17 protein-coding genes are annotated in these 21,194 nt (G+C 46.8%); 6 read left to right on the top strand and 11 right to left on the bottom strand.

Annotated features, from left to right (window positions below; genetic code table 11):
* Window positions 1–157: 157 nt before the first annotated feature.
* Complete coding sequence (locus J2Z34_RS10300; protein ID WP_209459782.1) at window positions 158–520, bottom strand: hypothetical protein; 363 nt, start codon at window positions 518–520, stop codon at window positions 158–160.
* Between the two features lie 278 nt (window positions 521–798).
* Between J2Z34_RS10300 and J2Z34_RS10295 the strand changes: the two genes are divergently transcribed.
* From J2Z34_RS10295 to ltrA, 3 genes are all read left to right on the top strand, one after another.
* Complete coding sequence (locus tag J2Z34_RS10295) at window positions 799–1,266, top strand: Lrp/AsnC ligand binding domain-containing protein (protein WP_209459781.1); 468 nt, start codon at window positions 799–801, stop codon at window positions 1,264–1,266.
* A 1-nt stretch (window position 1,267) separates the two neighbouring features.
* Complete coding sequence (locus tag J2Z34_RS10290; RefSeq protein ID WP_209459780.1) at window positions 1,268–2,032, top strand: putative ABC transporter permease; 765 nt, start codon at window positions 1,268–1,270, stop codon at window positions 2,030–2,032.
* 479 nt (window positions 2,033–2,511) lie between these two features.
* A complete protein-coding gene (gene ltrA / locus J2Z34_RS10285; RefSeq protein ID WP_209459779.1) occupies window positions 2,512–3,903 on the top strand; it encodes a group II intron reverse transcriptase/maturase in 1,392 nt (463 codons plus the stop codon).
* An 85-nt stretch (window positions 3,904–3,988) separates the two neighbouring features.
* Here the strand turns inward: ltrA and J2Z34_RS10280 are convergent, their stop codons facing one another.
* The 4 genes from J2Z34_RS10280 to J2Z34_RS10265 all read right to left on the bottom strand — a co-directional run bounded on the left by J2Z34_RS10280 (window position 3,989) and on the right by J2Z34_RS10265 (window position 7,243).
* A complete protein-coding gene (locus tag J2Z34_RS10280; RefSeq protein WP_209459778.1) occupies window positions 3,989–4,663 on the bottom strand; it encodes a hypothetical protein in 675 nt (224 codons plus the stop codon).
* A gap of 3 nt (window positions 4,664–4,666) precedes the next feature.
* Complete coding sequence (locus tag J2Z34_RS10275) at window positions 4,667–5,110, bottom strand: MarR family winged helix-turn-helix transcriptional regulator (protein WP_209459777.1); 444 nt, start codon at window positions 5,108–5,110, stop codon at window positions 4,667–4,669.
* Between the two features lie 183 nt (window positions 5,111–5,293).
* Window positions 5,294–6,490 carry an acetate/propionate family kinase gene (locus J2Z34_RS10270; protein ID WP_209459776.1) on the bottom strand — a complete coding sequence of 399 codons (1,197 nt, stop codon included), beginning with the start codon at window positions 6,488–6,490 and terminating at the stop codon, window positions 5,294–5,296.
* Between the two features lie 9 nt (window positions 6,491–6,499).
* Window positions 6,500–7,243 (bottom strand): lysophospholipid acyltransferase family protein, encoded by a 744-nt coding sequence (locus J2Z34_RS10265; protein ID WP_209459775.1) that lies wholly within the window; start codon window positions 7,241–7,243, stop codon window positions 6,500–6,502.
* Between the two features lie 261 nt (window positions 7,244–7,504).
* Here J2Z34_RS10265 and J2Z34_RS10260 point away from each other — a divergent pair, with 261 nt between their 5' ends.
* Both J2Z34_RS10260 and gltX read left to right on the top strand, forming a co-directional pair.
* On the top strand, window positions 7,505–8,398 hold the full coding sequence (locus J2Z34_RS10260) for a ComEC/Rec2 family competence protein (RefSeq protein ID WP_209459774.1): 894 nt from the start codon (window positions 7,505–7,507) through the stop codon (window positions 8,396–8,398).
* Window positions 8,399–8,487: 89 nt separating this feature from the next.
* On the top strand, window positions 8,488–9,951 hold the full coding sequence (gene gltX, locus J2Z34_RS10255; protein WP_209459773.1) for a glutamate--tRNA ligase: 1,464 nt from the start codon (window positions 8,488–8,490) through the stop codon (window positions 9,949–9,951).
* Window positions 9,952–9,988: 37 nt separating this feature from the next.
* Here the strand turns inward: gltX and selB are convergent, their stop codons facing one another.
* The 3 genes from selB to J2Z34_RS10240 all read right to left on the bottom strand — a co-directional run bounded on the left by selB (window position 9,989) and on the right by J2Z34_RS10240 (window position 13,928).
* Complete coding sequence (gene selB, locus J2Z34_RS10250) at window positions 9,989–11,851, bottom strand: selenocysteine-specific translation elongation factor (protein WP_209459772.1); 1,863 nt, start codon at window positions 11,849–11,851, stop codon at window positions 9,989–9,991.
* Window positions 11,844–13,247, bottom strand: coding sequence for an L-seryl-tRNA(Sec) selenium transferase (selA, locus tag J2Z34_RS10245; protein ID WP_209459771.1), 1,404 nt, complete (start codon window positions 13,245–13,247; stop codon window positions 11,844–11,846). Before selA ends, selB begins: the two co-directional genes overlap by 8 nt.
* A gap of 108 nt (window positions 13,248–13,355) precedes the next feature.
* On the bottom strand, window positions 13,356–13,928 hold the full coding sequence (locus J2Z34_RS10240; RefSeq protein ID WP_209459770.1) for a ComEA family DNA-binding protein: 573 nt from the start codon (window positions 13,926–13,928) through the stop codon (window positions 13,356–13,358).
* A 94-nt stretch (window positions 13,929–14,022) separates the two neighbouring features.
* On the opposite strand from J2Z34_RS10240, the gene J2Z34_RS10235 reads away from it, so the two are divergent.
* The gene (locus J2Z34_RS10235) at window positions 14,023–15,369 is read left to right on the top strand and encodes a D-alanyl-D-alanine carboxypeptidase family protein (protein WP_209459769.1); all 1,347 of its coding nucleotides are present in this window, start codon (window positions 14,023–14,025) and stop codon (window positions 15,367–15,369) included.
* A gap of 109 nt (window positions 15,370–15,478) precedes the next feature.
* On the opposite strand, the gene J2Z34_RS10230 is transcribed toward J2Z34_RS10235, so the two are convergent.
* The 3 genes from J2Z34_RS10230 to glgA are packed head-to-tail and all read right to left on the bottom strand — an operon-like array spanning window position 15,479 to window position 21,174.
* On the bottom strand, window positions 15,479–17,302 hold the full coding sequence (locus J2Z34_RS10230; RefSeq protein ID WP_209459768.1) for a glycoside hydrolase family 13 protein: 1,824 nt from the start codon (window positions 17,300–17,302) through the stop codon (window positions 15,479–15,481).
* A gap of 3 nt (window positions 17,303–17,305) precedes the next feature.
* Window positions 17,306–19,732 carry a glycogen/starch/alpha-glucan phosphorylase gene (locus tag J2Z34_RS10225; RefSeq protein WP_209459767.1) on the bottom strand — a complete coding sequence of 809 codons (2,427 nt, stop codon included), beginning with the start codon at window positions 19,730–19,732 and terminating at the stop codon, window positions 17,306–17,308.
* Window positions 19,733–19,743: 11 nt separating this feature from the next.
* Window positions 19,744–21,174, bottom strand: a complete 1,431-nt coding sequence (gene glgA / locus J2Z34_RS10220; protein WP_209459766.1) for a glycogen synthase GlgA — start codon at window positions 21,172–21,174, stop codon at window positions 19,744–19,746.
* Between the last annotated feature and the right edge of the window lie 20 nt (window positions 21,175–21,194).

Genomic DNA, 21,194 nt, shown 5'->3' with positions numbered 1-21,194 from the left:
ATAATATGTTAATGTCAATAACTCCTTGAGTCCCAATGAAAAAAAGAAAAGCACCAGATCCGTTGGTGCGAATCTGATACTTTGTCTACAGTCTGGCAATAAAGAGGGAAGCTTACGCTTCCCTCTTTATTGTTATAGCATATGACGATAGTCCATACTATTTTTTCTTCTTTTTCGTGCTTTCGAAGAATTCCTTGTCCGCATACTTCGCCCTGTTCGGCTTCGCCTTAGGCTTAATTACATGTTTCTTCGAATCAACTGGCCTCTTTCCACCGAGACCGGCGAGGTCTGCGAACCAGAGAAAGAAGAATACGAAGATTGTCGTGGGCACGTACTGCAGAAGCAGGTTGCTTGTAAGGGCTGGCATAGCCATTCCTACAAAAAGGAACAATACGGCAAGTCCAAGCACTATCCACTTGTTGATGCTGAGCTTTGAAAGAAAGTACTTGTTTAAGACCGTGTAAAGCATGTAGATCGCAATGGATATTAGAAAAATGTTAATAAGACTGCTCCAATCCAAAATGATTCCCCCTAAAAAAAGTCTACACTCATTGTATTTGATGTCGATGCAATAATCAAGCAGAGTGAGCGCACTATATTTTTTTGGAGAAAATTCCTGGTAATCAGGGCGGTCTGACAGCGGCATTGCATAAATGTAAATCAATTCTACCCTGAAACGGTTGAATGATAAGGTTTTCTGTGTAAATTCATCAAAATTATAATTAAATTTTACGATATTATTATTTATTTTTCCAATTTTTGTTATAATAGAACATATACATAAGTTGGGGGTGCCATATGACAATTAATGCAACAATACATCTGGACGAGCTGGACCTGCAGATCCTGGACATCCTGATCAAGGATGCCAGAACTCCGTATCTTGAGATAGCGAGGGTCTGTCATGTCTCAGGTGGAACAATACACGTAAGGATGAAGAAGATGGAGGACCTTGGAATAATCCGCGGAACCAAGATTCTTCTTGACATGCCGAAGCTCGGATACGATGTGTGCTGCTTCGTAGGCATATATCTGGACAAAGCATCATCATTCTCCGCAGCAATAGAGGAACTTACGAAAATCAAGGAGATTGTGGAGCTTCATTACACAACAGGTGAATATACAATATTCTCTAAAGTCATATGCAAGAACATAGCCCATCTGCAGGATGTTCTACTTAACAGCATCAACGTCATCAAGGGAGTCCAGAGGACGGATACCCTTATTTCGCTGTCGCAGCCTATAGACAGGAACGTACAGCTGTAAGATGGGAATCAGTATCCATATTCTGATCCTCTTGTTCCTGCTTTATTCTGCAATGGGCTGGATGCTTGAGGTCGCTTTCCATTACTATAAAAAAAGGCGATTCGTAAACAGAGGGTTCCTGAAGGGACCCTTCTGCCCTATCTATGGAACTGGAGCTATCCTTATGATGGTTGCAGTAGGACCTTACAGGGATTATCCGGTTGTTTTTGCACTTGGAGCCTTCATTGTGCCTACAATACTTGAGCTTGTGGTGGGCATAGTCCTCATGAAGCTGTTCAAGGCAAGATGGTGGAATTATTCAGGATGCAGGTTCAATTACAGGGGCTTCATATGCCTCAGATTTTCGCTGATGTGGGGTATGTTCTCGTATGTGTTCATCGGATGGCTCAATCCGATTGCTGAAAGAACAATCGACTCACTCCCCCCTGACCTGACAAGGCTTTCTGCTGTCATGCTCTTCAGCCTCTTCGCCGTGGATACGGTGTTTACAGTCTACAAGCTCATAGACTTCAAGTCAGGGCTGGAAGCTGTGAAAGTGGAGAAAGATGAGATACTCCTCATGCTGTCTGCAAAATACGACAGGGCTGAGAATGCACTGAGGACAAAGGTAAAGTTCTATAATAATCACATTGACCAGTTCATCATGAGGCAGAAGCGATTCATTGATTCATACCCGGAGCTGACATCCGCGTACTTCAAGGACGTCCTGGAGGACATCAGGGACAATGTAAGCAGGGTAAAGGAAAAGATAAGAAATAGAAGATAAGAAGACTTGAGTCAAGGACTCAAGTCTTCTTGGATTGTGCGCCCGGCATGGGCGATAACTTGGTGGTGAGAGTCCACTACGCGCTCGGTAGCAGGAAGCGTTAGCCGAAGGCAAGGGTGTCCATCGCGAGGTGGAATCTGAAGGAAGCCGGATATCAGGGCGAGGAGTTCTGGTGGGCAAATTTTCGGGCCGACGAACAGAAATCTTATATAAGGCCGGATTGGGACGGACGACTCTGCAATTCAAGAGAAAGTCCAATGCTACCCGAATCCCATACGGTAAATGAGGCGGCCACATGAAAGGAAGGTTATCGTTCTTACCCAGGGAGGTCTCACAGACGTCTGGTAGGGAATCAAATCCGAAAGACGGAGTAAAGCTTGCTGTGAGAAGTCAGCAGACGTCGTAGTACCGGGATTTTTTTCTCGGGAAGGACTGAACAGCCGTAAGTCTTGAGTAAATACTGGAAGGAGGTCGGTGCGATGAAAGCAGAATACCGAAAGGGCTGCCCGCAAAGGGATAGCGTGGAACGTGAAGAGTATGCAGGAGCGCGGAGCACCGATACTCGGAAAAGCAGAGAAAGAGGCGGTGCAGACTTGCTCGAAGAGATTCTGGACAGGGATAACCTGAACAGAGCCTATAAGCGAGTCAAGAGCAATCATGGAGCGCCGGGAATCGACGGTATGACCGTTGAAGAGGCACTTCCATGGTTAAAGGAACACAAGGAAGAACTGTTGAAGAGCATCCGAGATGAGAGCTTTAAGCCGAGTCCGGTGCGACGCAAGGTGATTCCCAAACCAGATGGCGGAGAGCGAAAGTTGGGTATACCTACGGTTATAGACCGAACCATCCAGCAGGCAATCGCTCAGAAACTGCAATCAATCTTCGAACCGTTATTTTCGGATGGCAGCTACGGCTACCGACCGGGAAGAAGCGGACAACAAGCCATGCAGAGAGTAAAGAGGTATGTCGATGAAGGTTACAAATACGTAGTAGAAGTAGATTTATCGAAGTACTTTGACACAATCAACCATGACCTGCTCCTGAACCTGCTTAGAAAACAGGTCAAAGACACCCAAGTGATTAGACTTATCAAGAAATACTTGAAAAGTGGAGTCATGGAAAATGGAGTAGTCTGCAGTACTGAAGAGGGCTCTCCTCAGGGAGGCCCGCTGTCACCACTCTTAGCGAACATCTATCTGAACGAATACGACCAGGAGATGAATAGCAGAGGGGTGCGGGTTATTCGATACGCGGACGACATAGTGGTGTTCGCCAGAAGCAAAAGAGCGGCAGAGCGTCTGTTGGAATCAAGTCGTCGATACTTGGAAGACAAGCTGAAGCTGACCCTGAACAGGGAAAAGAGCAAGGCAATCAGTGTCTACTCCAAACAATTCAAATTTCTGGGCTTTGCGATGGGAAAGAATGGAAAAGGAAACTTTATCCGTGTCCACCAGAAATCCTTGAGTAAAGCAAAACAGAGGTTGAAGGAACTGACGAAGAGAAACCAGGGGCGAAATGTCCGAGTGGTCATGGAGAACGTGAAAGTATTCATCCGTGGATGGGTAGGCTATTTCTATATAGCCGATATGAAGCGAATACTTCAGAGCTGGGATAAATGGTTGAGAAGAAGAATCCGCATGTACATCTGGAAGCAATGGAAGAAACCTAAGACAAGAGTACAAAGTCTACGCAAGCTGGGAATTCCAGACTCGCAGGCTTACCAATGGGGGAATTCCAGACTGGGATACTGGCGAATAGCCGGAAGCCAAGTGCTAACATGTTCCATAACGAACAAACTGCTCGAGCGGGTCGGATATTATGAAATCCTAACTCGCTACGAGCAGCTTCGTGTCTCGCACTTAAGCGACTGAACCGCCGTATACCGAACGGTACGTACGGTGGTGTGGGAGGTCCCCCGCTTAATCAGCGGGGTCCTACCCGATTAAGAGTCAGTTTTCATGCTTTCTCCAGGTGGTATTGGCCAAGAGCGCTATAGCCTGTGAACACAATGTACACGTATGCCAGTGTCTTTGGAATCATAAGCATCCCAACAAGAGGCGCAGTACCTGCGAATAGGACTACCGGCACGTAGAAGAGGAAAGAAAAGAACACGCCATATGAAAGATTGACGAAATCCTTGTCACTCCCCCTCTTCCCTGAGGAATTGAGAAGGTACATTATTATTGCTCCAAGGATTGCGAACGGGATGTTCCTGAGTATTCCATAATACAAGGATGGCTCAGAAGTAAGCCATCCGTTTCCGGGCAGCAGACATAGGAGTATCCTTACCGCAGCAAGGACGTATATGAGAAGGTTCAGGTCCTTTACTGATTTAATCTGGAAACGTTCCTTCCATACCTCGTACAGGATCACATAGAAGATCGTCATTGTAATGGATGTAATGAACTTTCCTGCACCGAGGATCGCATAATTTGCTGCAAGACCTGAAGTCAGCAGTGCATAAACCCTGGGTATAAGATGGAACGAATCACCGGTACCAAGAATTATCGCCATGGCTCCGAACAGCCTGAAATACCTGCGGCCATAAGAAAGCCTTATCATCTGGATCCCAAGAGTGATTACAGTAATGAGGTAAGCTGCATGGAAGAATGGCTCGAATATCTTTTGCATTATTTACTCCTTTTTTGTCTTATTTAGCATTGAAGCAAGCTTTCTTAGGGAAGCTTCGATTTCCACAAGGTCCTCTTCAGACGACTCGCTGAATAACCCGTCAAAGCTGCTTGTCATCTGTTCCCTGAACTCAAGGGCAAAATCCCGTCCCATCGTTGTGAACCGGACATAAGTGTTCCTAAGGTCGTCCTCCTTCTTGTATTTTTCTATATATCCCCTGTCCGCAAGCCTTGTAAGAATTCCTGAAACCGTACCCTTTGAAAGGCTCATCAGTCTGCACAGGTCCGATACAGTCATGGTTCCGTTATGGGCCAGAAGCTTCACAACTATAACCTGCTGATGTGTAAGACCGCTCTCCTTCAAACATTCGTCAACAGAATGCATCGATAGGGAATATATTTCCCTTATAAGCATAGCAAGCCTGAATGAATCAGCACTATGAACCATGTTCCCACCCTCTTAAAGTTAATTTACCTGAGCTGCATTTAATAGTTTGCATGCAAACAATATACCATTGTCAAGGTAGAGTGTCAATAAGGTTTTTCGGATAAGCTAAAAGCAATAACTGACAATCAGTTGAACTAAAAACCCTCTGGCACACATGAATTGTGTCAGAGGGTTAATACCATATTATTCAGTTGCAAGACGGAAAGTGTCCTCAGCGATTATCTTCTCTTCATTGGCATAGGTGACAAGTATCTTCACTTTCGAGCCATCCTTGCTGACAATGCCCTCGCCTCTGAGTGACCTGTTCTTTTCCTTGTCTAGTTCAATGCCCATGAATTCAAGACCTTCACAGACCTTCTCACGGATATACCATGCATTTTCGCCAACTCCGCCTGAAAAGGCGAGTATGTCGGCTCCTCCGAGAATAGCGGAATATGCACCTACGTATTTCCTGAACCTGTGGCATACGGCCTCGATAGTCGCCTCTGCCCTCTTGTCTCCCCTGTCTGCAGCTTCCTTGATTTCCCTCATGTCGTTGCTTATGCCGGACATTCCCTTCCAGCCGCTCTTCTTGTTGATCATGTCATCAGCCTCGTCGATTGAAAGGCCTTCCTTGCGCATGATATAAAGTACGGCGGCGGTATCGACATCACCTGTCCTTGTAGACTGTATAAGTCCTTCATGAGGTGTGAATCCGGTAGAAACCTCCACTGACCTGCCGTAGCTTACCGCATTGGCGGTTGTTCCGCTTCCCAGCATGAGGTTGACTATCCTGAAGCCTGTAAATGGCTGGCCTGTAAGTTTTTCGAGACCTTCAGCCATGCTCCTGAAAGCTATTCCGTGGAATCCGTATCTCCTGATCCCGTACTTCTCCCTGTATTCATAAGGCAAGCCATAGAGATAGGCTGATTCAGGAAGCGTGCTGTGGAAGCCGTTGTCGAACACCGCCACCTGAAGCACTTCAGGAAGTAGCTTCCTTACTGCATAGATACCTGCCAGATGGTTAGGATTGTGAAGCGGTGCCAGATCCTTGATTTCCTCAATGTCCCTGATTACAGCTTCGTCAATAACCACTGATACATTTCGCCTGTCTCCACCCTGCACCACCCGGTGTCCAACCGCTCCGATATCTTCCTTCGAAAGGCCCAGCCCCTCTTCTTTGCTGAAGAGTGAATGAAGAATCAGGTCGATGCCTTCCTCGTGGTTCCTTACTGGAACTATATGGAGCTCTTCCTTTCCTTCGCCTGTGCCGAACTTGAACTCTGCATCCTCATACCCTATCCTCCCGATTCCGCCTTTGGCAGCTATGGAGTATCCAGGCATTTCAGCAACCTGGAACTTTATTGATGAACTTCCGCAATTCAATACAAGTATCTTCATATTCCCCTCCTATGCATATCCGTGAAGAGTCTTCAGCCTGTCCAGTTCATCCTGGATCTTTGATTTCACCAGGTCATCTATGTTCTTTCTCTCATCCTCTGTAAGCTTGTCAGGATAAATCGGATCCAGATAGGTAAGGTATACGTCGACGCCAGTCTGAATCTTGCCTGTAGCCTCGAAGATCTTGAAGGTGTTGTCTATCACAAGAGGAACTATCGGGCATCCGGTCTTCTGCGCGACCTTGAAGCTGCCCTTGTGGAATTCTCCCATGGTATGGCTCTTGCTTCTGGTACCTTCAGGATAGATAAGGACATCGTTACCCTTCTTGATATACTCTATGGCCTGAAGTATTACCTTAAGCCCTTCCCTGGAATTTTCCCGATCAAGGAACAGGGTCTCAAAGGAGCCTGCTATGATCTCAGCATAAGGGATCTTTGTCATCTCCATCTTTGCTATATAGGTCTCTTTCCTTTCATTCCTCAATGCGAGCATTGTGTATGGGTCAAAGTACGACTGGTGATTGCTCATGTATAGAACTGGTTCTTTAGGGACATTTTCCCTGCCCTGGATGTGAAGGTTGACCTTGAAGATCTTCATGGCCTCCCTTGCATGCTGGTTTCCTACCTTGGTTGCGTACCAGTATACCTTGTCCTGGTCCCCTTCCTTCAGAAGCTGCCTGATCTTTATTGTCTTAGGTATCATCTTCATGTAGGAGATGATAAATCTTGCTTTTAGCAACAAATCAAAACTCATATGTTTACTCCATTCCATTAATAGTTTCCCTCTGATTATATACTAATAAGCATGATCCGCACAAACAGGAATGATAATCTGAGGCTGATGGATGTTCTTTTGCAAATGATTTGTGGTGACACTAGATTACTCAGGGTGAAAAATATTTTGAAATCAGCAATATCTACAAGTCAGATGCGTAAAACGATGCAGATTTCGGCATAATGTGGATATAACCGCCTGGTTTTGGTAAACTGTAAATATGGAAACGAGGTGTCTTTGTTGAAGAAGAGAGCATATGCGCCTGTGGCGCTATTCATAATATTCCTGACTGGTATCTTTGGAATGTATTTTCTCCTTGAAAACGGCGTACTTGGGACTACAAAGGTCAGCAGCGTTGAGCTCATAGAAAGGGTCAAGGATCCTGTAAAGGTTCATTTCATAGATGTCGGAATGGGTGACTCCATTTTCATTGAGGTGAAGGATATCAACATCCTGATTGATGCTGGACCAAAGGAAAACGCCATGAGGGTCGTTGCATACCTGAAGTCCTTTGGAGTGGAAAAGCTTGATTTCATATTTCTTTCACATATCCACGAGGACCACATTGGTGGAATGGCTGAGGTCATAAGGAATTTCGATGTTGGGAAGTTCTATGCTTCAGACAAGGAAATTGCGACAAGAAGCTACGAGAGCATGATAAGCGCATTAGCTGAAAAAGGTGTACCTTTAACTGAAGCCAAGGCAGGTGTAACACTGACATTTGATGAAAGCATCTCACTGTCTCTTTTGTCGCCGAACTCTCTGGAGTACATCAATCCGAACAACTACTCACCTGTCACCAAGCTTAGCTACGGTCAGACCGCCTTCCTGTTCACAGGAGATGCTGAGAACACCATAGAACAGGAAGTGATAAGGCGAGGCCTGAACATCAAGGCTGACGTCTTCAAGGCTGCCCACCACGGAAGCACCACATCAAACACACGTAGCTTCCTTGAAAGAGTGGACCCCGACTATGTAGTTGTGACATCAGAGGACGGCAATGACTTCAACCTGCCTGATGAGACAATAATGAGCCTGTTCTCTGAGCTGGGAAGCAAGATACTGATGACTGAGGAGCTTGGTTCAATAACCTTTTCCTCTGATGGCAGAGAAGTAAGGCTACTAAATCATTGACACCATTTCACCTGATAGTATAATTAATTGAGAGAGAATGGAGAAGTTTCGGGATTACCGGAGCTTCTTCAATCACGAAGGAGGAAATCATGACCAGGATAAGGACCAGATTCGCACCAAGCCCAACAGGATACATGCATGTTGGCAATCTGAGGACAGCATTGTATGCATATCTTATAGCGAAGCACGAAGACGGAGATTTCATACTAAGGATAGAAGATACTGACCAGGAAAGATTTGTCGAAGGAGCAGTCGAAGTAATCTACGATACGCTCAAGGCAACAGGCCTAACCCATGATGAGGGACCTGACGTCGGAGGACCGGTAGGTCCCTACGTTCAGAGCGAGAGAAAGCCGATCTACCTTGAACATGCAAAAAACCTTGTGGAGAAAAAGGAAGCCTACTACTGCTTCTGCACGAAGGAAAGGCTCGACCTTCTGAGGGAGAACGCAGAAGCCCTCAAGAAGCCGTTCAGGTATGACAAGCATTGCGTTCATCTTTCAGAGGATGAAGTAAAGCATAACCTTGAGAGCGGAATGCCATATGTCATAAGGCAGAACAATCCCTTCGAAGGAGAGACTAAGTTCGAGGATGTCATTTACGGAACGATAGCTGTCAGCAACGAAGAGCTGGAGGACATGGTCCTCCTCAAGAGCGACGGACTTCCTACCTACAATTTCGCAAATGTGGTAGATGACCATCTTATGGGAATAACACACGTTGTAAGAGGAAGTGAATATCTCGCATCATCACCCAAGTACAACAGGCTGTATGAGGCTTTCGGATGGGATGTTCCCGTATACGTCCACTGCCCTCCTATTATGAAAGATGCACAGAACAAGCTTTCCAAAAGAAATGGCGACGCTTCATACCAGGACCTCATGTCAAAAGGCTACCTGAGCGAAGCGGTTCTGAACTATATTTCACTTCTTGGATGGAATCCTGGAACGAACCAGGAGATATTCTCCCTGGATGACCTGAAGGAAGCCTTCAACTACAGGAACATAGGAAAATCACCTGCCATTTTCGACCCTGAAAAACTCAGGTGGATGAACGGAGAATACATCAAGGCAATGCCTCTTGAGAAGTTCCATGATCTTGCCCTTCCATACATCATGGAGGACATCAGGGACAAAGATCTAGATACAATGAAAATCGCAGCGCTTCTCCATACCAGAACCGAAGTGCTGGCTGAGATACAGGGTCAGCTCGACTTCCTGTATGAGCTTCCAGAATACTCGACAGACATATATACCCACAAGAAGATGAAGACGGATGCAGCAGTGTCGCTTGCATCACTTAGAAGACTTCTTCCGCTTCTAGAATCGATAAGTGAATCGGATTGGTCTCTCACGATGCTCCATGATTCAGTAATGGCTCTTGTGGCAGACATGGGAGTCAAGAACGGACAAGTGCTATGGCCTTTCAGGACTGCCCTTACAGGAAAGCAGTTCACGCCAGGAGGCGCCTTCGAGGCGGCAGAGATACTTGGCAGGGAAGAATCAATAAAGCGTGTTACAAAGGGCATAGAGCTCCTTGAAGCATTGGCATAAGAAAAGAACGCATATCTTAATGATATGCGTTCTTTTCTTATATGAGTACCCTCTTGTCGCCTGACCTTCTTGTCACCCCGATGCTGTCCAGATGCTCAAGCAAAGGTACGGCATATTTCCTTGAGGTCCCAAGAAGCTCCCTTATGTCTGCTATTCCCACAGGACCGCCGGTAAGTATCCTTTCTGCTATCAGATTTTTGGCTGCCTCAGCAGCAGCTGAGGTAAAGGCAATACCGTCAAGCAGCAATATCTCCTTATTTTCAATCAGATATGACATCACAGGCTCGAAAATTTGTTTTTCCTTAGGTATCATCACAAAAGCCTTCAAGTCGGGCGGTGCAAACTGGGCTTCACCAAGAAATGACATGATTCTCCTTGCCAATGCTGCTTGCGAATCGTCTAGGGCAATTGTCCTGCCTGCTAGTGAGAGTGAATCACCGTTATCGCTAATGTCCTCAGAAAGCTTCAATATTGCCTGAAAAACCTTCCTGTCCAGACGAATCCCAAGCCGCAGCCTCACCTCTTCCTTTCCAACATTTATGCCGAGAGGATTCCTTGTGAAGAATTCGTCCATAACTATCCTGATTTCATCAAGTATCCGCCTGACGAAAGAGCTTGCAGCTATCTTTCCTTCAATTTCCACGAGATCACGCTTCTCCATTCCCTCATCAATCAGCCGCTCACTGCCAATCTTTAAAGCATCACTTCTGTCTGCAATTCCTTCGTGGCTTGTTTCAAGAGTTGAAAGGAAGGCCTCATAGGAGTCGCCTGAAGTCATTTTGCCAAGATGATTCATATGCTCCAATGATTTCGATGCCTTGAATTTTCTGGCATCGGGGTCTATGATTTCACCGCCGCCGATGAGATGCATCGGGGAGTAAGACCTTGCAACATATCTGTCTCCCCTGAGTACGTAAGCTGTCTCTTCAAGCCTCAGCTGTATCATGCCTGGATGATTTTCTTCAGGAAGGAAATGAAGCCTCCCAAGTATCTCCCTGGTTCCAAGATATACCCTTACCCGGTCCCTTTCCTTAGGCTTGACGTTCTCATCAGCCAGCCTGAAGGTACAGTCAAGTATGCTTGACCCTGCCAAAAGCCCCTGCCTTGCCAGGGTGTCGCCTCTTCTTATCCTGTGAGCTTCAACCCTGGCAAGATTAATGGCGCATCTTATGCCCTTCGAGGCAGATGTGCATTCCACCCCATGGACCTGGATTCCTCTGACCTTTACGCTCAGGATTTCTGACGGAGTATACAGGTCAAGTGCATCTCCCTGCTTTACGCTGCCGTCCATTACAGTCCCTGTCACAACAGTTCCGAATCCTTTGCTGTTGAATACCCTGTCGATGTTCAGCCTGAATGGCTTATCCTGGTGTTCATCAGACTCCAGGGACATATATGAGTCGTTTATCCATTTCTTAAGCTCTTTCAGCCCTTGTCCGGTGACGCTTGAAACAGCAAAGGTCTCACTGTCTCCATAACCCTGCCTGGCAAGGAATTCACTGACCTCTGACTTTCTTTCGGATAGCTTTTCTTCATCCACCTTGTCTGCCTTGGTGATGACTGCGGCAACCCGTTTCATTTCAAGAAACCTTAGTATGGAGAAATGCTCTACAGTCTGGGGCATTATGCCTTCATCAGCTGCGATGACGAGAAGCACAATGGAAATGGATGTAGCTCCGGAGAGCATGTTCTTGAGAAACCTCTCATGGCCCGGAACGTCAATTATCCCAGCAACTACGCCATTGTCCAGAACCATATGTGTGAAGCCAAGGTCTATGGTAATACCCCTCGCCTTCTCCTCCTTCAGCCTGTCGCCCTGGTTGCCTGTAAGTGCCTGTATCAGGGTTGTTTTGCCATGGTCGATATGGCCTGCAGTACCGATTATAAAATTATCATGCATATTTCCACCAGCCATTTGCAATAAGAGCGAATTTTGATTCAAGGATTTCCATTTCCCATTCCCTTACAGTTCGCAGGTCAAGCACAACCTCATCCCTTGCCACTCTTGCAATGACAGGATCTTCTCCCAGCCTGAGCAGCGTCTTGAGGTCATCTGCAGACAATCCAGAACCTTCCTTTGCCCTGACATGGACACCATATGACGGGATATCCACTGTCGGAAGAGTTCCACCGCCTGATGCTGAGCTGACTTCGCGGACTATAGCCTCAAATCCCATTGAAAGAAGCCTATCACAAAGCCTTATGCATTCCTCCCTGATTACAGCTTTATCCTTAACAAGCATTTCCCTTACGGGTATGTGGTCTCCGCCCTCATGAAGCCACGACTTCAGAGTGGCTTCTAGGGCTGCAAGGGTCATCTTGTCAGGCCTTAATGCCCTCATGAGGGGATGATTCCTCACCTTGTCGACAAGGTCTCTCCTGCCGGCTATTATGCCTGCCTGAGGACCTCCCAGCAGTTTGTCTCCGCTGAAGGATACTATACCAGCTCCAGATTTCAGAGCCTCCTGTACCGTCTCCTCATGCTCGTCTGAAAAGTCTCTGGTATCCATCAGAGAACCGCTCCCAAGGTCGACATAGAGTGGGATCCCGGTCCTTCCAGAAAGCTCTGCAAGATCACTTATTGCAGTCTCCTCGTTGAAGCCGACTATCCTGTAGTTCGAAGTATGGACCTTCAGGAGGAGTCCGGTATTGTCTGATATAGCCTTTTCATAGTCTGACAGCCTGGTCCTGTTGGTGGTACCTACTTCTTTGAGCTTTGCGCCGCTCAGCTCCATGACATCAGGGATACGGAAGCTGCCGCCTATCTCGACAAGCTCTCCCCGGGAAACCACTGCATCCTTGTCCTTTGAAAGGGCAGCCAGGACAAGAAGGACTGCGGCGGCGTTGTTGTTGACGACAGCTGCATCCTCTGCTCCGGTAAGTTCCCTGATGACCGACGCTGCCGCCTCATCCCTGTGGCCCCGGTCACCCGTCTCCATGTCAAATTCCAGGGAGACATAGTTTCTGGCAACCCGCGAGGCCGCCTCCGCAGCCTTTTCGGACAGGAGGCTTCTGCCAAGGTTAGTATGGATTACGACACCGGTAGCGTTGACAACGTTCACGAGACTGCTCCTTGATTTATCATCCATGCATCTTTTTGTGAAGCAGCATATGGTATCCAGGTCAATATTGATATTTTCGCCTTCTCCACCTGCAAGGATTGCCGCCCGCATGGAATCCAGGCCTTCTCTTGTGCAAAGCTTAACCAGTTTCTCTCCATATTTTTGAATCAGAGCCTGGAACCTGTCGTCCTTCAAAATGAGGTCCAGCTTTGGAATGTTTCTTAGTCTGTCCATAGAACGCTCCTTGTTGACCCTGCGTAAAGAGGCTGCGTAGCTCATAAAGATTGGCGCAACTCTCCCAGGGCTTTATTCCCTATATTATATATCACAATCCATATTTTCTCATCCTACTTCGAGATACTCCTTCAGTTTCTCCAGTGTCTTGTCTCCAATCCTGTCCACCTCAAGGAGGTCCTCGATGGTCTTAAACTCCCCCAGCTCATCCCTCTTTTTGAGTATATTGTCTGCTGTAGCAGGTCCTATGCCGGGAACCTCCATGAGCTGTTCCCTCGTAGCACTGTTTATATCCAGCTTTCTTTCCTCATCAGATGGCACAGAAGTCGGCACTGGTTCCTCGCCAACAGCAGGTATGACATATGACTCACCATCTTTGAGCTTTTTTGCAAGGTTAACAGACCGCATATCAGAAAGGTCTGTCTTTCCTCCTGCAAGCTCAAGGAGGTCATTCAGCCTTTTGTCCTTTGGGATCGAATATACGCCAGGCCGCGCAACTGCCCCCTTTATCTCAACTATTATCTCTTCAGAGCGCTCTGAAACCTCGTTTCCCTCAGTTACAACCACCTCAACAGGGTCTTCTTCATATACTTCGGTGGAACATGATACAGAAACAAACATAAGGATAAAGAAAATGGTCACCACTTTGATGGCTTTGAGAAGTCTTACAGGGAATGCCATATTATCACCTCGGATATATTATGCATACTTTTAGCCTTTTTTTATGGATGAGTATTGCATATTTTGCTATAATTATCTTCATGGGGTGATTTTTTTGAAATTCAACAGGGTAATAAAGGGCTTGGCAGCCGTTTTATTGGGAATTGTCATATTTTCCGGGAGCGCTCAGGTCAGGGCTTCTTCAGTAATTGCAGGAACCACACCTCCGGAGATACTATCTGAGGCAGTGGTGCTTATGGACGGTGAAACCGGACAGGTAATCTATGGAAAGAACGCTGACATGCAGCTTATGCCTGCATCAACGACCAAGATGATGACTGCGCTTCTCGTCATGGAGCACGCTAAGCTTGAAGATATCGTGACCGTAGGCAAGAATCCGCCGTATGCTGAGGGAGCTTCAATGGGATTCAGGGAGGGTGAACAGGTAACTGTAAAGGACCTGCTTTATTCCATGGTTCTGCATTCAGCCAACGATTCCGCTGAAATACTTGCAGAGCACATATCAGGTTCTGTGGAAGAGTTTGCACTTCTTATGAACAGGAAGGCTGAGGAGATTGGGGCCAGGAACACCAATTTTGCCAATCCTCATGGGCTTACAGATGAAAACCACTATACATCAGCATATGACCTTTCGCTGATTTCAAGGGAAGTTGCAAAGGATCCGTATCTGGTGGATATATTCCATACTCCCATCTACAAGCTGGGACCAACTAACATGACTACGGAAAGATGGGCTTCGAACAAGAACTCCCTTCTTAAGAAAAGTGATGACCTGTACTATGAACCTACTGTAGTAGCAAAGACAGGATATACTCCAGACGCCAGGTATGCATACACAGCAGTCGCAAGCAAGGATGGAAAGACCTACATAGTGTCAATACTCAAGTCTACGAGTCAGGCTCAGTACTACAAGGAGACCCTTGAACTGTTCAACTGGGCATTTGAAAAATGCAGCGTTGTAAAGCTTTATTCCAAGGGACAGATACTCAAGACTGTAACACTTAAGAACGGAGACCAGCTGCAGCTTGAGGCAGAGTGCGATTTTTATGTGGTCAGTACGTCTGGCAGAATCGATGCAAATCCTATGCTGATATATGATGATACGTCAGTATTTGAAGGAGAGTATGCCAAGGGTCAGGTAGTATCTGAAGCTTCAGTCAAGGTGAATGGAAGCGAAGTAGGAACACTCAAGCTGGTAGCTGCCAGCGATGTATTCACAAAGGCACCTCTCGCTCCGGAATCGGGATTCACCATCCCCAAGTTCCTTGTGATAACGCTTATGGCACTTGTAATACTGTTTGCGGCATTATTTACAATAAGGACAATCAACCTGAGAAAGAGAAGAAGAAGAAGAAGCAGACATACATCCCAGAAGCTCAGGGAATACAAGGAACGCCAGATGAACAGAGCATCAGGTCAGGAAAGCAACAACATCTACTGATAGCAGAAAAAATCCTTAATATGATTTATTGAAAGATAACGAAGAAGGCAAGAGAAAGCCGTCAGTTTAGGGGGATACCCTAAGCTGGCGGCTTTCATTTCAGGTCCTGTCAATTATGGACCCTTTTTACTATTGTGGATTTTTTTGGCAGATGGAACTCACCCTGTAGTATATGGGAAAGGTTTCGGGGAATATCACTTAGACCTTCAGCATCCTCAAGTATCATCATTCTGTCGGTTTCATCCCTGTTGACGATAACTATGTAGGATTCCTTAATGCCGATCCTCAGATATCCGTATAAGTTTCCCTGATAGAACGGAATGTAGTCTCCTGATGTGAATGCATCGCTTGAATGCCTTAATGCGATCAGGTCCTTATAGTGCTTCTGGAGTTCGGCATCCTCCCTGCCCCATGGGTATGGTCCCCTGTTGTACGGATCCCTCTCCCCTGTCATACCTGCTTCATCGCCATAATATACGCATGGTACGCCAGGCATGGTCATAAGTATTGTTACTGCAGTCTTTAGTTTATCCATGTCTGGGATTTCAGTCCGTATACGCCTTGTATCATGTGTTCCCATGCTGTTGAATGCGCTGTAGAAGGCCTCTTTAGGGTAGTTCTCCTTTAGCGACATCATCCTCATGTAGAGGTCCCTTGCACTTATGCTCCCGTTAAGGTAAGCAATCATATTGTCCTTCAGGGGATAGTTCATGGTTCCATGAAGCTCATCACCCAGAAGATATCTCCTTCTCTGACCGTAGGCGATCTTGTTCGAGGCATCCTCCCAGACTTCGCCAATCAGGACGGTGTCGCTGTCAGCCTCAGACATGGTTGTCCTTATGTCCCTGATGAACCCGTCTGATATCTCATCCGCGACATCAAGTCTCCAGCCTCCTATCCCCGTCTTCGTCCATTTGTCTATTACTCCGCCTTTGCCGCATATGAAGCTTCGGTATTCGGAGTTGTTCTCATTGAGATTCGGAAGATCCTTGACGCCCCACCAGCATTCGTAATCCTCAGGATAATTGTTGAACATGAACCAGTCGGTGTACTTTGAATCCCTGCCCTGGTATGCTCCCTTTTCAGGATACGTACCCAACTTGTTGAAGTATATCGAGTCTGCACCGGCATGGTTGAATACTCCATCAAGGATTATCTTTATGCCTCTCTTTTCCGATTCTTCAATCAGCTGCCTGAATATTGATTCGTCCCCGAACATCGGATCTATCTTCATGTAGTCTCCGGTGTCGTATTTATGGTTGCTCCTCGCCTCGAAGACAGGATTCAGGTAAAGACCTGTTATACCAAGCTCCTTCAGGTAGTCAAGCTTTGCGATGACACCCTTTAGGTTGCCTCCGAAGAAGTCCCACCTTACGATGTTTCCCTGGGGATCCTTGATGTAAATTGGTGAATCCTCCCAGGTAGCGTAAATGAATGAGTTTTTCTTTGGCGATAGTATTGCTCCGTGTTCGTTGCCATTGTAGAACCTGTCCACGAATATCTGATAGAAGACAGCTTCCCTGTACCATTCCGGGGAAGGCTTGATGTAATTGTGCATGGTCATCTGATAGGACTTCACGTAAGTGAAGTCCTCATATACCTGGCATTCTCCTCCCAGTCCGGTCTCGTTGTTCCCTACGAAAACGTACCTGTCGAGGTTGTCCTCCTTGATGTGGATCCTGAAATAATAGAAGTATAATCCAGCATCTCCGGAGGTTATGACGGTCGTATAATACCCATGTCCTTCTGACGACATCTCCCTGTAGGTCTCCCTCTGGCCTTCCTTGGTAAGGATAAGTACGACAGTGAGCTTGCCCGCTCCCTCTATCCTTATTCTGAAGTGGACGTCATGTCCTGGCGTAACCGCACCAAAGGGCTTCTTGAACTCCGCAAGATGGGAGTTGTAGGAAATCGTCATGTTCCCATATCTCATAGTTTATCTCTCAATCATCCTCGTATCCCATATACCAGACGCATACTGCTTGACTGTGACATCAGCAGAGAATACGCCCGACGAGGAAATGTTTTCTATTGCCATCTTGTTCCATGTAAAACGGTCCTTGTATAGGTCCTCAAGTCTCTTCTGAGCCGCAAGATATGAATCGAAGTCCTTGAGCACGAAGAACTCGTCGTTGTAGTCTATGAGGCTCCTGAATATGTCATTGCCTTCAATCGCAATGTCCTTGATGAAGCCGTTGATGAGGCTGTCGAGAACCGCTTTGATCCTAGGATCAGAGTTGTAAAGCTCCCTTGAGTTATAACCGCCGTTCCTGTAGTAATTCAGGACCTCCTGCTCTGACATTCCGAATATCACGATGTTAGGAGCCCCGACTTCCTCAAGCATTTCTACGTTTGCTCCATCTAGGGTGGCAAGCGTTATTGCACCATTCATCATGAACTTCATGTTGCTTGTGCCTGAAGCTTCCTTGGTTGTCGTGCTTATCTGCTCAGACACCTCAGCTGCCGGTATTATCATCTCAGCAAGAGTAACACCATAGTTCTCAAGGAACACTACCTTTATCTTGTCCTTGACTCTCGGGTCATTGTTGACCTGTTCGCCAAGTGCGTTGATGAACTTGATTATCTCCTTGGCATAGTAATATCCAGGGGCAGCTTTTGCTCCGAATATATACGTCCTTGGCAGCATATCGAACTCAGGGTTTGTAACAAGCTCTATGTACTGGTAAAGGATATGGAGAGCATTCAAAAGCTGTCTCTTGTAGGCATGAAGTCTCTTTACCTGTATGTCGAATATGGAGTTAGGGTCTACGGTTATGCCGTTCTTGGTCTTGATGTATTCTGCGAGCCTGGTCTTATTCGCAAGCTTGATCCTCTGGATTTCAGCCTGTACCTGGTCATCCCTCTTGTATCGCTTCAGAAGCTTCAGGTCCTGGGGATTCCTTCTCCACGAATCGCCGATGGTCTTGTCCAGAAGAGCGGCGAGCTCTGGATTCGCCAGCATGAGCCACCTTCTGTGGGTGATACCGTTGGTCTTGTTGTTGAACTTGTAAGGATACAGCTGGTAGAACTCCTTCAGCTCTTGCTTCTTGAGCAGCTCAGTATGGAGCTTTGCTACTCCGTTTATGCTGTGGCTTCCAATTATGCAAAGGTGTGCCATCTTGACGTATCCGTCAGATATTATCGCAGTCCTTTCGATGACAGCCGGATTGATCTCAGCACTCAGTGCGAAGGAATCCCTGTATCTCCTGTCTATTTCCTGTATGATCAGGAGTATCCTCGGAAGCAGCTGCTTCATCATGTCGATCGGCCATTTCTCAAGAGCCTCTGACATAATCGTGTGGTTGGTATAGCTCATTGTAGCCTGGGTTATCCTCCAGGCTTCCTCCCACTGCAGTCCTTCTACATCCATGAGAAGCCTCATGAGCTCAGGGATTGCTACTGCAGGATGCGTGTCATTGATATGTATCGCTACCTTCTCGCTGAATTCGGAGAGCGGCTTTCCCAGCTCCTTGAACTGCTTCAGGATTGTCTGGAGACCGGCTGATACGAAGAAATATTCCTGCTTGAGCCTTAAGAGCCTTCCCTCATAGTTCGAGTCATCAGGATACAGCACTTCAGAAATGCTTTCAATTTCCCTCTTGTATGAAAGGACGTTCCTGAAAGAGCTTCCGCCTGCAGGTATTCCTGCATCTACGGAGTCTATTTCAGCGCTCCAGAGCCTAAGTGTGTTTATGGTCTTGTTCTCATACCCGACAAGCGGAGTGTCATACGGAACGGCGAGGACCTCCTGATAACCGGTATGGACAGGTGTAAGCTCACCATCCTCCTCGGGTCTCATCCAGGCATCTCCGTAGAACCTTACCTTGACTGCATGGTCAGGCTTCCTTACCTCCCATACATTTGCATCCCTCAGCCAGTTTTCAGGCAGCTCGATCTGGTAGCCGCCGACAATCTTCTGCTGGAACAGTCCGTATTTGTACCTTATGCCGTTTCCATGACCTGGTATTCCGCTTGATGCCATGGAATCCATGAAGCATGCCGCAAGCCTTCCAAGTCCGCCGTTGCCAAGGCCTGGGTCTACCTCGATCCTTTCGATGTCTGTGAGGTCGATGCCCATTTCTGTAAGTGCTTCCTTTACTGTGTCCCTTATTCCAAGGTTAAGGAGGTTGCTTCCCAGAAGCCTTCCGAGCAGGAACTCTATTGAAAAGTAGTATACCTGCTTTTCACCGTATTTCTCGTATTTTCTTGCGGTCTTTGCCCAATTTTCAGAAATGTAGTCCTTGACCAGGTATCCAAGGGCGAAGTATTTCTCCGAACTGGAGGAATCCTCAATTTCCTGTGAATACAGGCTGAGCATCTTCTTCTGAAAATCCTTCTTGAATTGCGCTTTACTGATAATCATCTGTTATCTCCTTATGTAGTCAATCTTTTGTACAGTTCCAGGTACTCCCTGGCTGAGCTCTTCCAGCTATAATCCGTTCTCATGCCGGCAAGCACGATGCCTCTCCAGGCTTCCTTGTCCTTGTAAAGCTCAAGTGCCCTCTGTACCGCCTGCATCATGTCATAGCTGTCATAGTTCGAGAATGTGAAACCAATTCCCTCTCCCGTATATTTGTTGTATGGCGCGACAGTGTCCTTGAGTCCGCCAGTCTCCCTAACAATGGGTACAGACCCGTATCTCAGCGCCATCATCTGCGACAAGCCGCAAGGCTCGAAGAGCGAAGGCATCAGGAACATGTCGGTTCCGGCATAGATTCTCTGTGCCAGAGGCCCGTTGAAGGTAATATTTGAAGAAACCTTCAGCGGATACTTGAAGCTGAAATATCTGAACATATCCTCGTATCTTCTCTCTCCAGTGCCAAGCACGACCAGCTGAATGTCATTTTTCAGCAGCTCTTCCATGGCATGTGCTATGAGGTCGAAGCCCTTCTGATCTGTCAGTCTTGATATTATACCAATTAATGGTACATCTTGTCTAATTTCGAGGCCAAGTTCCTCCTGAAGAGCCTTTTTGACCTCATATTTGTTCTCGAGGTTCTTAAGCCCGTAATTAACCGGAATGTCTTTGTCCTTCCTTGGATCGTTAATGGAGTAGTCGATTCCGTTTATGATTCCAACAAGCTTGTAGGCAACCTTCTGCATCAGCCCATGAAGCCCTTCACCGAAGAACTCGGTCTTGATCTCCTCAGCATATGTCGGGCTTACAGTTGTCACCATGTCAGCGAAATTGACCCCGCCCTTCATGTAGTTTACGTTCCCGAAATATTCGAAGCCAAAATCCTGAAGAAGCTCGGTACCAAGACCAAGCAGGTCGCTCAGTACTGAAGGCGGATAAATGCCCTGGAACCTGAGGTTGTGAATGGTCAGGATGGTCTTTACCTTTGCGAATTGCTTCTCCCATTTGTACTTCGTCCTGATAAGCACTGGAACCACTGCTGTATGCCAGTCATTGCAGTGTATGATGTCAGGTACGAATTCAATCCTGGTCAGGATCTCAAGTATAGCTGAAGAGAAGAAGGAGAACCTCTCGCCATCGTCAAAGTAGCCATAGGGCGCTTCCCTGTCGAAATAGTACATGTTGTCAATGAAATAGTACTCGATGCCATCCTTCTTAAGGTAATCAACGCCAAGGAACTGTTCTCTCCAACCAACCTTCAGGGTTGTCGAGAAAAGATGGGTCATCTTGTCCTTGTACTCTTTCTTTATCGTGCCGTAGTTGGGCATGATCACTCTGCAGTCCTCTCCCATGGCATTCAGCGCCTTGGGAAGAGCATAAGCCACATCGCCGAGTCCTCCAGTCTTGAGGAATGGATAGCATTCTGATGTTGCGAACAATATCTTCATATTAGCCTCCATATCATTAG

This window comes from Youngiibacter multivorans (assembly GCF_017873395.1).
GTDB classification, from domain to species: Bacteria; Bacillota; Clostridia; order Clostridiales; family Clostridiaceae; genus Youngiibacter; species Youngiibacter multivorans.
The sequence above is the reverse complement of the archived record's forward strand: the minus strand, read 5'-3'. Positions and strand labels throughout refer to the sequence as shown.

What these genes read in the sequence shown, in the direction of transcription:
- J2Z34_RS10295 (WP_209459781.1), top strand. Translation starts at nt 799, where the DNA reads ATGACAATTAATGCAACAATACATCTGGACGAGCTGGACCTGCAGATC.
- J2Z34_RS10290 (WP_209459780.1), top strand. Translation starts at nt 1,268, where the DNA reads ATGGGAATCAGTATCCATATTCTGATCCTCTTGTTCCTGCTTTATTCT.
- ltrA (WP_209459779.1), top strand. Translation starts at nt 2,512, where the DNA reads ATGAAAGCAGAATACCGAAAGGGCTGCCCGCAAAGGGATAGCGTGGAA.
- J2Z34_RS10280 (WP_209459778.1), bottom strand. Translation starts at nt 4,663, where the DNA reads ATGCAAAAGATATTCGAGCCATTCTTCCATGCAGCTTACCTCATTACT.
- J2Z34_RS10275 (WP_209459777.1), bottom strand. Translation starts at nt 5,110, where the DNA reads ATGGTTCATAGTGCTGATTCATTCAGGCTTGCTATGCTTATAAGGGAA.
- J2Z34_RS10270 (WP_209459776.1), bottom strand. Translation starts at nt 6,490, where the DNA reads ATGAAGATACTTGTATTGAATTGCGGAAGTTCATCAATAAAGTTCCAG.
- J2Z34_RS10265 (WP_209459775.1), bottom strand. Translation starts at nt 7,243, where the DNA reads ATGAGTTTTGATTTGTTGCTAAAAGCAAGATTTATCATCTCCTACATG.
- gltX (WP_209459773.1), top strand. Translation starts at nt 8,488, where the DNA reads ATGACCAGGATAAGGACCAGATTCGCACCAAGCCCAACAGGATACATG.
- selB (WP_209459772.1), bottom strand. Translation starts at nt 11,851, where the DNA reads ATGCATGATAATTTTATAATCGGTACTGCAGGCCATATCGACCATGGC.
- selA (WP_209459771.1), bottom strand. Translation starts at nt 13,247, where the DNA reads ATGGACAGACTAAGAAACATTCCAAAGCTGGACCTCATTTTGAAGGAC.
- J2Z34_RS10240 (WP_209459770.1), bottom strand. Translation starts at nt 13,928, where the DNA reads ATGGCATTCCCTGTAAGACTTCTCAAAGCCATCAAAGTGGTGACCATT.
- J2Z34_RS10230 (WP_209459768.1), bottom strand. Translation starts at nt 17,302, where the DNA reads ATGAGATATGGGAACATGACGATTTCCTACAACTCCCATCTTGCGGAG.
- J2Z34_RS10225 (WP_209459767.1), bottom strand. Translation starts at nt 19,732, where the DNA reads ATGATTATCAGTAAAGCGCAATTCAAGAAGGATTTTCAGAAGAAGATG.
- glgA (WP_209459766.1), bottom strand. Translation starts at nt 21,174, where the DNA reads ATGAAGATATTGTTCGCAACATCAGAATGCTATCCATTCCTCAAGACT.